The sequence below is a fragment of the Micromonospora matsumotoense genome (assembly GCF_050951065.1).
GTDB lineage: Bacteria > Actinomycetota > Actinomycetes > Mycobacteriales > Micromonosporaceae > Micromonospora > Micromonospora matsumotoensis.
On record NZ_CP192025.1, the window covers coordinates 2,813,747 to 2,827,047 of the forward strand.

Sequence of the window (13,301 nt, forward strand, 5' to 3'; positions counted from 1 at the left end):
TTGGAGACTCAGGTGAACGCACCCCGGACAAGGCCGTTCCCCACCGGCGCCGAACTCGTCACGAGCGATCTCGACGCTGCCCGTAGCTTCTACCAGGACCTGTTGGGCTGGACGTACCAGGCCACCGCCGACGGCTGCACCGCGTCCGCCGACGGGGTTCCCGCCGCCGATCTGCGGTTCGGTCCTGCCCCGGCCCGCTGGTGGACTGTCTTCGGCGCCGCTGACGAGGCCACCGTCCGGGCCGCCGCCGGCGCGGCCGGCGCCCGGCTGACCGGCGACGAGGTGTACGACCCGCTGGGCGGGAGTTTCCGGCTGCGCACCGTACCGGCCCCGGTGGTCCCGGGCCTCGGTCGGCCCTGCTGGTACGAGTACATGACGACCGACCCGGCCGGAGCGGACCGGTTCCACACCGCCGCCCTGGGCCTGCGGTCCAGCGTGCCACCCGGCGCCCCCGACGACTCGTACGCCCTGCTCGTCGGCGACGTCGCGCCGGTCGCCGGCCGGCTCGCCACGCCTCCGCCGCTGGATACCCTGCTGCCCGCCGGCTGGATGGTCTATCTGGCCGTGACGGACCCGGACGACGTCGCCGAGCGGGCCCAGCGGGGCGGTGGCCGACTGCTGGTGCCGCCGCGCGACGTGGTGACCGGTCGGGTCTGCGCGCTCGCCGACCCGGCGGGAGCCGTCTTCACCGTCATTCGACCGGCCCGCACCGGTAGCTGACTGCCAGGCGTCTCTCCCACAGGTCGTCGTCACCCTGGCGTCCCGAGACCGACACCGAGGCACGGCGGGACCCGGCCTGCCACGCGTTCAGGGATCCCCTCGGAGGATGTGCCGCGATCGCGGGAGCGGGGGTCTGGTCAACGACGGGCCGCCCGCCGCCGCAGCCCTGTACCTGCCGAGAATGGGTTTTCGGCATCCACAGGTCCAGCCGTGCTGCCCACGCGCGTGCCCTCGGCGACGCTCTGCCCGTGACGGACAACGGTCAACTCTGCAACGGTATCCATCAATCAACTGTCCGGCAGGAAGATGTCCGGTGGGCGCGACCGTGCGGCTCCTGGCAGGTGAACCGGCCTCGACCGGGGAAGCCTGTCTGCCGCTGGCGCTAGTCGTCACTTCTGCGTACTACCCCGGACCTGCATCGATATGCGAGGTTTTATACGTGCTTTCACCAGCGGAGACGGTCCACGGAGCACGCGGTCGGGCAGAGCTGCTACTCATCCAGGCGTCCGGCGCGCTCCGTGCCGTGCAGCTCTCCGTGGGCCTGCCGGTGTTGCTCTTCGGCGGACTCGACGACTTCCGCTCCACCACCGCGATCGTCGGCAGCCACCTGTCGGCGGTCGCCTGGTCGGCGGTGCTGTTCACCGTGATGCTGCGCCGGCGACGGGTCTCGCTGGCCTGGGTGCTGGTCGATCTGGCCCTCGCGGCGATGTGGTTGATCACCGTCCCACAGATGTGTGTCACCTCCTGCGCCAGCGGCTGGCAACTGTGGACCGTGCCGTCCGCCATCGGATCGATCATCCTGGCCATGGTCTTCATCCAGATCGGCATCGCGGCCGTCGGCACGCTCGTCGTGGTCGGGGCGTACGTGCTGGGTATCTGGGAGCACGTGAGCCGGTCCGGGATGCCGGCGCCGGACGCCCTCGGCTCGGTGGCGGTGAATGTGTTCTTCATGCTGGGCTTCGCGTTGCTGGCCTGGCTGTGCGCCTGGATGCTCCGTTCCTCCGCCCGGCAGGTCGACCTGGCCACCGCCGAGGCGATCGAGGCACGCGCCCGCGAGGCCACCGCCCGCGCCCGTTACGACGAGCGGACCCGGCAGTACGACGTGTTGCACCACACCGTGCTCAGCACGCTGAGCAAGATCGCGCGGGGCGGGTTGGACCACCGGGACGAGGCCGTCCGCGCGCTGTGTGCCCGGGACGCCGAGTTCCTGCGCGGTCTGATGAGCGGGGCCGCCGAGACCGGGCCGAGTGACTTCGTGGGGGCGCTGGCCGGGGTGGTCCGCGACAAGCAGGCCCTCGGCCTCCGGGTCAACTCGCAGTTCCACGCCCTGCCGGCCACGTTGCCCCCGGCAGCGGCGTCGATGCTGCTCGGGGCGACCCGGGAGGCGCTCACCAACGTGGCCAAGCATGCCAACGTCGACGAGGCGTGGCTGACCGCGGTGGGCGAGGGCGACGGGGTGCGGATCGTGGTGGTGGACCGGGGGGTCGGTTTCGAGCAGGAAGCGGTGCCCACCGGCCGGGGGCTGATACGCGAACTGCGCCACAGCGTGATCGAGACAGGTGGCACCGTGGACGTCACATCCAGTCCGGGCCACGGCACGGTGGTGGAGGTAACGTGGAGCAACTGATCGAGGTCGCCGCGATAGACAACGACCAGATGCTGTTGGAGGGTATGGCGACCTGGCTCGCCTCGGTGCCGGACATCCGGCTGACGGCCACCGCGCGGTCGGTCGCCGATTTCCTCAGCCAGACGGTCACCGCCCGGATCGTGCTGCTCGACCTCAACCTCGAGGATTTCACCGACCCGGTGGAGAACGTCGCGACCCTGGTCGACACCGGGTTCACCGTCATCGTGATCACGGTGGTGCCGGACCTGTCGTACATCCTGGCGACGACCGAGGCCGGCGCGGTGGCGTACGTCTCGAAGACCGCGAACCTCACCGTGCTGGCCGACGTCATCCGAGCGGTGGCACGCGGCGATTCCCCGCTGACCATCGAGCACGCCTTCTGGCTGGGCCGCGACAACCGCCCGGACCGGCCGGAGCTGACGCCGCGTGAGCACGAGGTGCTGGTGGCGTACGGCCGGGGGATGACCGTGGACGCGGTGGGCCGGCAGTTGGGCATCGCCGCCGGCACGGTCCGCACCCACCTGGAGCGGGCAAAGCAGAAGTACGCCGACGTCGGGCGGCCGATCCGACACCGGGGCCAGTACGGCGAACGGATCCGGGAGGACGCCCTCGGCCGGGAACGGCTACGCGGGCCGGGCAACCACCCACCCGTCGGCGGGTAGCGCAGGCGTGCTACGGGAATGGATGGGGCACCGGCCGTGGCCCGTCGTCGGCCCGCCCCTGCGCGCGGAGTCGCTCGTGCAGCCGGGGCATCGTCAGGGCACGCTGGCGCAGCCAGCCGAAGTCGATCGGCACCAGGCCGGGCACGATCGTCGCCACCGTCCGCAGCCCCATCGTGAGCTGCTCCGGTGTGGTCTGGTCGACGACGATGACGCGGTGGCCCTTGGCGTGCAGTTCGTCCAGCACACCCTGTAGGTCCTGGCGGAGGTCCTCGGTGGGCGGCGGCGCACCGTAGAGTTCGGTCATCGACTCCAGCGGCCGGTCGGCGAGATACTCCTCAACGTGCGCTCTCATCTGCGGAAGGCCGAACAGGTCGGCATGGTCGTGCACCGTCTGGACCCGTGAGTAGTCGTCGGCCATCGCCCGCAGCTCGTCCCACCGCTGCCGGGTCCTCCCGGCCTTGAGCGGAATGTAGGACAGGGTCTCGGAGAGCGCGGCGGCGACCGCCTGTTCCGGGGCCAGGTGCGCCCCGGCCGCGAAGGCCAGCAGACCGGGCCCGCCGTCGTGGCGCACCGCCAGCGTGGTCACCACCGGCACGGACAGGTCGGTACGGCTGTCGAAGGCCAGGACCTCGTAGCCGGCGAGGGTGCCCCGGTCCACCATCATCCGGATCGCCGCGTCGGCACACGAGTCGAGGTCGATGCGGCGCGGCCGGTCCCGGCTGTACCAACCGAGGAGGAAGGCGTCCCGCTCGATGAGTTCGAGCAACCCGAACAGGAACGCCTCCTCCAGGCAGCCACCGGTGGCGCAGCCGTTGGACGAGGACAGCACGAAATTGTCGCCGGGTGCCCCGGAGCTGTAGAAGCACAGCCGCCGGGGCACCAGGATCGGTTCGCCGCTGCCGACCACGTGCCCCCACACCCAGGGGATCGGCTGGTGGGGGTCGAAGGGCTGCACCAGCGGATCGGCGTCGTAGGTTCCGTCGGGATAGCTGCCGCAACTGGTCGGGTCGAGGGCCTGGTCGGCGATGTCGGCATAGGCGGCGACCACGGGGGCGCGAGCGCGGCGCTGGTGGGTGCCCGCGTAGCGTTCGAGCCCCTCCAGGTAGGCCAGCCGCAGGCTGTCGGCGAAGCCGTTGGCGTGCCCGCTCCAGGCGACGTCGAGCAGACCCGCGTAGCCCCGGATGAAGACCCCGCCGGTCACCGCCGCGGTGGTGGGCAGGGTCGGATTCAACAGGGCCCCGGCACCGATCACGCCGCACAGCGGGTTGACCAGCGCGCCGACCGGTAACCGGTAGTCGTGCACGCCGTGCAGGCGGTAGCGGTCCGGTGCCGGCTTGGGGCGTGGTCGGGGTGCCTCGAAGACCGTCGGCTCGTCCGGTACGACAGTCCCGCAGCTCGGGCACCTCGGCTCGGGCATGATCGGCACGGTCAGGGCACGCAGACTGCCCAGATCCACCGAGGTCATCCGGCTCAACGCCGCGCTGTCCGGGTCGAGAAGGACGCCGACCGTCGGCGGTGCCTGCGCCACGACGCGGAACGCCGACCACACCGCGTCGACGACCCACTCCGGCAGCTCGGGCCAGCCGCTCACCGCGGTCAGCCCGCCGCCGACCTCCAGCGCGTCGCGCTCGGTGCGTCCCCGTAGCCGCTGCCACCGGACGGCGAAGCAGTGTCCGCACGGCTCGCTCCGGCCCTCGGCCGCGCCCCACGGCCCGAGGAACACGGCGCGGGCGGAGAGGTGCACGTTGGCGCGGCGTCGGGCCGGGTCGGCGGTCCCCATCACGTCGGCCGCGCCGAGCGTCACCACGACCGGCGGTCGCCCACCGGCCGGCGGGGCCGCCGACCAGCGGGCGTCGAGGTCCCGCTGGAGCTGGCCGGCGGCGGCACCCATGGGGACACCCGCGCCGGCTGCCGCTGACCGGGTCATTCGTCGTTGCTCCACGTGAACAACCGCAGACCGATCGCGGTGAAGACCGTGGCGAATCCGACCAGCACCAGGCACGCGCGCCAGTAGTCACCCACCTCACCCGCGCCGGCCAGGGCGTAGACCAGGCCGTCGAGGATGTAGCGCAGGGGCATCGCGTACGAGACGCTGCGCAACCAGTCCGGCATGAGCTCCACCGGAATGAAGGCGCCGGACAGGAACGCCATCGGGATCACCACGCAGTTGCCGATGGCGCTCACCGCCTCGGGGGTCTTCGAGATCGCCCCGATGATCAGCCCGACCCCCAGGAAGGTGGCGATGCCCAGCAGCATGACCGGCAGGGCGAGCGGCCAGCGCGGGGCGACGTTCATGCCGAACAGGGGAATCGTCGCCACCCCGATGAAGAGCAGGCACTGGGCCACGCCGATGCAGACGGCCACCGCGAGGCGGGCGAGCACCACCTCGGAGATCCGGGCCGGCGTGAGCCGGATCAGGCGCAGCAGGTCGTCCCGGCGCCACTGCATCAGCGTGAAGGCGACCCCGAACGCGGCGGCGTTGGCCAGCCCCCAGGCCAGCACCCCGGGAGCGATGAAGTCGATGTATCCGTTTCCGGTCTCCACCACCTCCTGCCCTTTGAAGATCAGGCCGAAGATGACCAGGAAGACCAGCGGAAAGGCGAAGGTGAAGAAGATCGTGACCGCGTCGCGGGTGTTCGCCTTGTAGGAGGCCCGGGTCAGGGCGGTGAAGACGGTCATGACTGCGCTCCGATCAGTTCCAGGTAGACGTCTTCCAAGGTGGCCGCTCTGGTCTGCACCCCGTCCAGGTCGGTGCTGGCGCCGAGGGCCGCCAGGACCCTGGTCAGGTGCTGGGTGTGCAGCGTCAGCGTGCCGTTGTCGACGGTCACCGAGTCGACCCCGTCGAGGCTGCTGGCCTGCTCCGGAGCGATCTGACCGACCGGGAGCAACACCTGGGTGCCGACCGCGGCGCGGCTGATGAGTTCACGGGGCGTGTCCAGCGCCACGACCCGGCCCCGGTGGAGAATGGCCACCCGGTCACAGAGGGCCTCGGCCTCCTCGAGGTGGTGGGTGGTGTAGACGATGGTCTTGCCGGCGCCCTTCAGCTGGCGCAGCACGGCCCAGAGGTCCCGCCGGGCCTGTGGGTCCAGTGCTCCGGTCGGCTCGTCCAGGAAGATCACCTCGGGTTGGTGCACCAGCGCCGTGGCGATGGCCAGCCGCTGCCGCTGACCGCCGGAGACCTTCGTCACCCGGGCGTCGGCGGAGTCGGTCAGCCCGACCTGCGCCAACGCCCGGTGTGCGGCCTGCCGGTCGAGCCCGTAGAACGCGGCCACCGTCTCCAGGTGCTCGCTGGCGGTCAGGTGCGGAAAGAACGCCGACTTCTGGGTCTGCACCCCGATGAGCGGCAGCAGCGCCCGGTTACGGGGATGCGGGTGGTGGCCGAGCACGGTCACGGTCCCCGTGTCGGGGGTCCGCAGTCCTTCGATGATCTCGATGAGGGTGGTCTTGCCCGCGCCGTTGGGCCCGAGCAGTCCGATGAACTCGCCACGCGGCACCGTCAGGGTCACCCCGTCCACGGCCCGCACCGCCCCGTACGACTTGCTCAGCCGATCGACCTCAATAGCTGGTTCTGCGTTGTCCTGCATCGCCTCGCCTCTCATGTGGTTGGTTGATGTGGTGGGGTCCGGAGCTGACGGCGGGGGCGGCCGGCGAGCCACAGGGTGATCGTCAGCACGACCAGGGCAGCCGAGGCGGCATACGCGACACGACCCCACGAGGGTTCGAGCAGCCGGCCACCGGCGTAGGCGACACCCACCCCGGTCGCCGCCGTGGCCACGTGCCATCCCACGCCGTAGAGCCCGAGCGCGAGCCGGGCCCGCCAGGGATACGGTGCGCCGTGCCGCAACACCCACCGGCGCGGTCGTGACCAGAGGTACCGGCGGCTCTCCGCAGCGAGCGCCACCATGCCGAGCAGGTGGCTGAGCATCTTGTAGCCGTCCAGCGGCGCCATCGGTACGTAGTTGGCCAGGCTCTGCACCGTGCCCACCAGGACCACGGCGGCGGTGAACCGGTGCACCGCCGAGCCGGGCGTGACGAGCAACCAGGCGAGCAGGAACGGCGCGACGACGAGGCTGTTCAGCACCCCGCCCACCGCCGCGATGACGACCTGCCGGACGCGTGAGGACAGGAACTGGTACTCGTCCACCCGGCAGCTCAGCGCCACCAGGTTGATCCGGACGCCGGCGCAGCCGAAGTGGACGGCCGCCACGCCGTGCGCCAACTCGTGCAGCATCGCGCTGAGGTAGCTGATCACGACGATCCCCGCGAGCCAGCGCCAGTCGCCGAACACCGGACGGGCGTCCTGCCACAGCGTCGGGAACTGCGCCGCGACGCAGGCGTACATCGCTGCGAGGCCGAGTCCGACGGCGACACCGGCCGGAAGCGAGAAAGCCCAGCCGAAGGCGGCGGCCAGCCGCCGCATCCCGCCCCCGAAGCCGCCCGCCGGCGAGCCTGCGGGGAGGGCCGCCGGCCCGGTGGCCGGTGCGGCCGGCGCCGGCACCGTGCCCGCCGGGGAGGCCGTCTCCAGCAGGTCGCGTTGGCGCAGCAGCCAGAGCAACTGCGACCACTGCGCCGCCCCCAGCCGGCGGCCGAACCGCGCCGCGTACGCCGTGCCCAGCTCGGTCAGCGACCGACTCCCGTCGAGCCCTCGGATCAGGAAGCACTCCTTCGCCGTCACCTCGAACGTCCTGCCGCCGGGTGCCTTCAACAGGTGCATCCGGTCCGGGCCACGGCCCAGTTCCCGGGAGATCAGCAGGTCGGGCCGGACCCGGGGCCGGTCGCCGAAGACGGTCGACAGGTACGACGCGACATCGGTGGTCGTGCTGTCGGTCACCGGGCTGCCAACGTCTCGCGCAGCGCCCGAGCCACCAGGTACGCCAGGTACGCCTCGTCACGCAGGGTGATGTACAGCCGGTTGTTGGTCATGTGCAGGTACGGCGAGAGCAGTCGTACCGAAGCCTCGTGCGCGTCGGTGACCGTGACCGGCACGGCGCCCTCCGGGTACGCGAACGTCAGCGCGGCCGACTCGGCCAGGGCCGACACCCTGCCGCGCAACTCCTCGGCGTGCTCGGCCCAGCCACGCAGGAAGACCGGCAACCGATGCTGCTCGCCGTGGTCGAGCGCGTGCAGGATCGGCCGGAACCGGCGATCCAGGTCACCGGACATCCGCTCGTACATCCGCTCGTAGTCGATGTTGTCGACGAAGCCGGCCCCGCCGAACGCCCGGTGCCAGAACTGGTGGTACGAGTCGAAGAACGCCACCAGGGCGTCGCGGTCGGGCAGGAACGTGCCCGCCATCACCAGCATGAGCTGGGCCGCGATGCCCAGGGTCACCGGCCGCAGGTGAAGGTTCATGGTCCGCACCATCGCGATGACCAGGTCGCTGGAGTAGCGGAAGTGCCACTCGGCGAGGGCGACCCCCCGCGCACCGCCGTACTTGCCGTACTCCGGCTCGTAGGGTCGATAGCTGAAGGAGTTGTTCGGCTGCATCTTCGCCCGGCCGTCCGGGCCGGTCAGCCCGTCCGGCGTGCCCTGCGGGTACTCCAACTGGAACAGCCGCTCGTGCAGTTCGCCACGGAAACCGGCATCCATTTCGTACAGCGCCGGCCGGTCGGCCAGGAAACGCCCGATCGCCGCCTCGGCGGTGGCCCGTACGGTGGGCTCGTCGGCGGGCGTGCGCGGCTTGAGCCGCAGTCGGACGTGCGGGCCCTCCATCCAGTAGTTCATGAAGAAGTAGGAGTCCAGCAGGCCCTGGGCGGTCAGTTCGTCGACCAGCGGTCGGATGCACTCGACCACCATCGGTCTGGCGTTGGCGCCGTAGAAGATGTGGATACCTAGCCACTGACCCGGTTCGGCGGTGGCGGACTGCTCAGTCATGGACAGCTCCGAGCGTCGGGGTGGGGGGGAATGTCTCGATGACGAACTCGGTGACGTGCCGACCGTGGTCCGAGCCCGCCGTCAGCCCGTCGCCGGACGGCAACATCTCGCGGAACACCACCCGGTGGTCACCGTCGGTCACCAGCGCCTCCAGTGCGAGCAGCGACAGGTAGCTGTCGCAGTCGACGTACTGCGGCTTGGGTCGGCCCGCCACCCGGCCGCCGGCACCGGCGTGCACCGTCGCGAACAGCCGCGCGGGCAGCCCGTGCGCCCGCCGCCACCGCTGCCAGCCGAGGAACCAGGCGGCATCGGTGTCGCCCTCGGTGCGACGCGGAAGAGCCACGCCCGTCATCGACCAGCTCCGCCTGCTGACCACGACGTCACCGACCCGCACCCGTGGGCGTCGGGTGACCCCGTCGGCGTCCGGCGACTCGGGCACGCCGCGCCACACGTCGACCACGGCCATCGAGGTCGGTGACAGCAGCAGCAGCGCGCGGTGCAGCTGTGGCAGCGCCATCGGCACCAGGTAGCCCAGGTAGACCGGGATCACCTCGCGCCCCAGCCGGGTGGAGCGCAGCACCACCCGGTCGGTGTCGACATCGTGGTGCAGGTAGAGGTCGGCCAGCGGAAGCTGGTTCTCCTCCGGCACCAGGCTCGTCTCACCGGGGCAGACGATGACGTATTCGGTGAGCCGCGCGTGCAGGTTCAGGTTGGTGGTAGCCGGGCCACCGGTCACCTCCGCGAACACCGCACCCGGCGGTGACACCTCGGTGGCCTGGCCACGCAGCTGCCCGGACAGCGGCGGCATGGTGTCGTCGAAGCAGTGCGTGAATCGGCTGAACGGAAACGACAACCCGCCCAACGACTGGTTGACGACCACCAGCGGCCCGTCCGGGCTCTGCGCCACCTGGACGAGGTGGCTCTGCGGCCGGAATCCGCCGAGCAGGTCCCCCAGCCGGTCCCCGATCCCGTGCAGTGCCTCGACGTCGAGCCGGATCTCTGCCGCATCGGGTGCCGCGTGCACGGCCGCCCGCAGGTTCGCGGTGAGGTCCTGCCGGAGGCCGTCAAGTTCGGACAGCTCCGGCCGGCCGAGCCAGTTCTCCTCCGGCTGGTAGGAACCGTCGTCGGCGTACGGTCGCCGGTCGGCGGTGGTGGCCAGGTACTGGTCGTACAGGTCCTCGTGGAAGTCCTCGACCAGGCGCAGCAGATCGTCGCAGCGCCCACCGACGCCGTAGCGGGCCAGGAAGAAGCCGTGGAACGTGATCCGGTGCGGCAGGGTCAGGTCGAAGGCGGGGAGGATCGCCTCCACGGCGGCGAGGTCGTGCCCGACCAGCCGTTGCCAGGGATCCTCCGGTGCGGTCAGCCGCTGGTCGATCCGGCAGTCCTCGTAGAGCAACGCCTGCGGCAGGGACGCCGACTCGACGCCGAGGTGCACCTGGATGTCGTGGAGTGACTCCCGCAGCCGCTGGATGGCGCGGCGTCGGTCGGCGAGGTCGCCCTGCCGGAACGTCTCCACCAGGGCGATCGGCTCGGCCAGCCGCAGGGCCAGGTCGTCGGCCCAGGCCCGGTGCAGGGTGGTGAGGAAGTCGTGCAGTTGCCGAAGCGGGTCGGGGGTGTGCACGTCGACGGCGAAACCGTCGATCTGCAGGATGCCCAGCCGGAGCAGGATGGTCAGGTACTCCTCGCACCGCTGCGGGCTCGCCTGGGTCTGCTCATGGAGCCAGCCGGCGAGTTCGGCGCAGCGCCGGGTGCCGCCCTGCAGCAGGCCGGTGAGCTGGTCGAGCAGTCCGCTGCGGCGCAGGTAGAACAGCCCGTCCTGGATGGAGTCGAAGCTGACCGAGGCGCTGTCGTCACCGGGGGTGATCCACCGTCGCACGTACCGCACCCGCTCCGGGTCCTGCCGCAGGCCGGGGCTCAGCGCCACCGGTAGGTCGCCGCGCCGGTCGAGGTCAGCGCAGACGGCCTCGACGATCCTCGTCAGCGCCACCACGTTGAGTCGGGCATATCCGTGCCACGGCCCCGCCCCGGGCAGGTCCGCCTCGGTCGCGCCGGCCGTGAACTCGCCCACCCCGATCCCGGTGAACGAACTGAACGGGCTCGTCTTGCACGCGGTGCGGTAGAGGTAGGACAGGACGGAACGCTCGACCCGGCGCAGCTTCTTCGCCGCCGGCGGGGCGCCGTCGCGTCCCGCGAAGGACACCAACTGCTGGTCCAGCGCCGGTGAGGCGACCTGCATGCCCGCCCGCAGCCGGGGATCGCCGGACAGCCGCCACAGCTCCGTGCGGGACCTGGCGAGTTCCTCACCGAGCAGCACGTCGAGCTCTCGCAGCCGCTGCGCCAACTGCTGCCGCCGGGTCAGCCAGTCGCGGAGCGGGGCAACCGTGGTCGGGGCCACCTCGGCGACCGTGGCGAGCGCGGCATCATGGTCGGCCGGGAGCGACCCCTTGAAGACCTGTCGCCGCAACGCGAGCAGACGTCGGCGCGAGTCACCGTCCTCGTTGGCTCCGACGAGGTCGTGCAACAGGTCGCTGAGGGTGGTGGCCTCCGCGGCGAGGGCGGCTTCCAGATCGAGGACCTCGTCGGCCCGTTCGGCGGCCCGCGTGCACCGCAACCCCGTCACGGTGTCGTACGGCAGGCCACCGACCCGGACCGCGAAGTACCGGCCCAGTCGTCGCGCCGGCAACCCGGACCGCTGGGTGGTGGCGGGCCGCTCGGCGGTGCTGGACCGCTCGGCGGTGCTGGGAAGGATGGTCATCGTCGCCTCACCGCAACTCGTGCCGGTAGTCGCTGGGCAGTGCCCGCTCGTGGCCGGCGAGCATGATGAGCAGCGGGACCTCACCCGCCGCAGCCAGCTCAAGTTCCTCGACGTACGAGACGCCGTCGAAACCGAGTGCCACCCCGCAGCCGAGGTCGAGCGCCGCCGCAGCGGTGTAGAAGGTCTGCGCCACGGCACCGATAGTGGCGTTCACCACGTTGTAGCCCCGGGGGCCGGCCGCGTCCAACACCGCACCGACCCGGATGGCAGGTACCACCACCACCGCCGCCTGCTCCACGTTGTAGTTGGGCAGGAAGTAGTTCCGCTGGAGGAACATGCCCGGCGGCCCCGGCCGGCAGGCGCGCAGTTGGTGGCGGGCCGGGTCGTACTCGTAGCTGCCCGGAGCTGTCTGCTGCACGTGGTTGACGAAGACGTACAACTTCGTCAGCGCCCCGTCGGCCACGTCCGCGACCTCGGTGGGCAGTTGCGCGCCGTGGGTGGCCGCGAGCAGGGCCGCGAGGTCGGCGGTCCCGAGCGGGGTGCTTCCGTCGAACCGGCCGAAGCTGCTGCGGCGGCGGCGCAACGCGGCGCGGACCGGCATCGCCAGCGGGCTCGGCGGCGGCAGGGCGACCCGGTCACCACCCTCCGGCGTCGCGCTGGCCGCCGCGTCGGCGAGCGCGCCGACGGCCGGCCGGTCGGTGGCCGCCCGCGCTGTCGACCGATGGATGCGTCGGGTCGCCTCGAAGGTCAGCACGACCCGTGACTTCTCCTGGTCACGTCGCCGCACCGCGACGGCGTCATCGTCCGGGACCTCCTGCGGCGGGGGTGGCGCGTGGTGCGCCGGGGGTGGCGCCCAGGACAGCGGCACCACCGCGAACAGGCCCTCCTCGTCGGCCGGCAGCCCGAGCAGCCGCCCGAGCGCTGCCTGGTCGAACCAGAAATGGGGTTGGATCCGCCGCTGTTGACTGCCGGCCCACAGCCGCCAGGTCTGGAGCAGCGTGCCCACGTCCATCGACACGGCGTGGTAGGCGAAGCTGTTGTACTTGAATGCGTTCGCCCAGTACTTGACGCCGATGACCAGGAACTGGGTCGCATCGGTCGGCAGGCGCAGGGCCGCGCGTACCCGGCCCGTGACGTCGCCGGCGAGCAGTCGCTGCATCGCGTGCGGCCGGCAGGCGTAGTGGTACACCCCCGGGCAGAGGCCCGCCCCGGGCCCGGCGACCCAGTAGATGCTGCACGGGTAGAGGCCGCCACCGGAGGCGGTGCCCCGGTGCCAGTTGGCCCGCGCGTACCACGGGTAGCCGTGCACGTCGGTGTTGGCCTGGATGGCGAGCCGCCGGCCGACCAGCCCGTACGAGTCGCGCAGCATGGCACCCAGCACCGGCAGGTCGAACGGCTCGTCGCCGGGCTGCGCCACACCGGTGCCGGCGGCCTCGTCGCCGGGCCGCGCCGCAGCGATGCCGGCGTCCAGCGTCGCCGACGGCGGTGGTGGGGCGTCGGGCAGCGGGAACGCCAGGGCACCGGGATAGTGCTTCGTCGGCCGCGGCTTGTCCGCCCAGTTGGGTACGAAGTCGGCCGGCGGCAGCGGCACCCGGTTGCGTCGCAGGATCATCGAGGCGTACTCGTGGGCGTAGCTGTCAGTCGTGGTGTTCATCGCCTCACC

The 13,301-nt window shown here is 71.5% G+C and carries 10 protein-coding genes; 3 read left to right on the forward strand and 7 right to left on the reverse strand.

The features are described from left to right. Nucleotides 1-12 precede the first annotated feature (12 nt). From ACQP1S_RS12385 to ACQP1S_RS12395, 3 genes are all read left to right on the forward strand, one after another. The gene (locus tag ACQP1S_RS12385; protein WP_432906393.1) at nucleotides 13-720 is read left to right on the forward strand and encodes a VOC family protein; all 708 of its coding nucleotides are present in this window, start codon (nucleotides 13-15) and stop codon (nucleotides 718-720) included. 439 nt (nucleotides 721-1,159) lie between these two features. Next, entirely contained in the window at nucleotides 1,160-2,347 is a 1,188-nt protein-coding gene (locus tag ACQP1S_RS12390; protein WP_432906395.1) for a sensor histidine kinase, read from the forward strand. Further along, nucleotides 2,335-3,009, forward strand: a complete 675-nt coding sequence (locus ACQP1S_RS12395) for a LuxR C-terminal-related transcriptional regulator (RefSeq protein WP_432906397.1) — start codon at nucleotides 2,335-2,337, stop codon at nucleotides 3,007-3,009. The genes ACQP1S_RS12390 and ACQP1S_RS12395 overlap by 13 nt, the downstream gene beginning before the upstream one ends. A 10-nt stretch (nucleotides 3,010-3,019) precedes the next feature. Here the strand turns inward: ACQP1S_RS12395 and ACQP1S_RS12400 are convergent, their stop codons facing one another. From ACQP1S_RS12400 to ACQP1S_RS12430, 7 genes are read right to left on the reverse strand one after another with little or no spacing between them, the layout of a single operon-like run. Continuing rightward, complete coding sequence (locus tag ACQP1S_RS12400; RefSeq protein ID WP_432906400.1) at nucleotides 3,020-4,936, reverse strand: TOMM precursor leader peptide-binding protein; 1,917 nt, start codon at nucleotides 4,934-4,936, stop codon at nucleotides 3,020-3,022. Beyond that, nucleotides 4,933-5,688, reverse strand: a complete 756-nt coding sequence (locus tag ACQP1S_RS12405) for an ABC transporter permease (RefSeq protein WP_432906403.1) — start codon at nucleotides 5,686-5,688, stop codon at nucleotides 4,933-4,935. Before ACQP1S_RS12405 ends, ACQP1S_RS12400 begins: the two co-directional genes overlap by 4 nt. After that, nucleotides 5,685-6,608, reverse strand: a complete 924-nt coding sequence (locus tag ACQP1S_RS12410) for an ABC transporter ATP-binding protein (RefSeq protein WP_176739024.1) — start codon at nucleotides 6,606-6,608, stop codon at nucleotides 5,685-5,687. The genes ACQP1S_RS12405 and ACQP1S_RS12410 overlap by 4 nt, the downstream gene beginning before the upstream one ends. Continuing rightward, nucleotides 6,605-7,840, reverse strand: a complete 1,236-nt coding sequence (locus ACQP1S_RS12415) for a peptidase M50 (RefSeq protein ID WP_432906406.1) — start codon at nucleotides 7,838-7,840, stop codon at nucleotides 6,605-6,607. The genes ACQP1S_RS12410 and ACQP1S_RS12415 overlap by 4 nt, the downstream gene beginning before the upstream one ends. Continuing rightward, nucleotides 7,837-8,883 carry a lantibiotic dehydratase C-terminal domain-containing protein gene (locus ACQP1S_RS12420; RefSeq protein ID WP_432906409.1) on the reverse strand — a complete coding sequence of 349 codons (1,047 nt, stop codon included), beginning with the start codon at nucleotides 8,881-8,883 and terminating at the stop codon, nucleotides 7,837-7,839. Before ACQP1S_RS12420 ends, ACQP1S_RS12415 begins: the two co-directional genes overlap by 4 nt. Further along, complete coding sequence (locus ACQP1S_RS12425) at nucleotides 8,876-11,638, reverse strand: lantibiotic dehydratase (RefSeq protein ID WP_432906412.1); 2,763 nt, start codon at nucleotides 11,636-11,638, stop codon at nucleotides 8,876-8,878. Before ACQP1S_RS12425 ends, ACQP1S_RS12420 begins: the two co-directional genes overlap by 8 nt. 7 nt (nucleotides 11,639-11,645) lie before the next feature. Beyond that, entirely contained in the window at nucleotides 11,646-13,292 is a 1,647-nt protein-coding gene (locus tag ACQP1S_RS12430) for a nitroreductase family protein (protein WP_432906415.1), read from the reverse strand. Nucleotides 13,293-13,301: the final 9 nt, after the last annotated feature.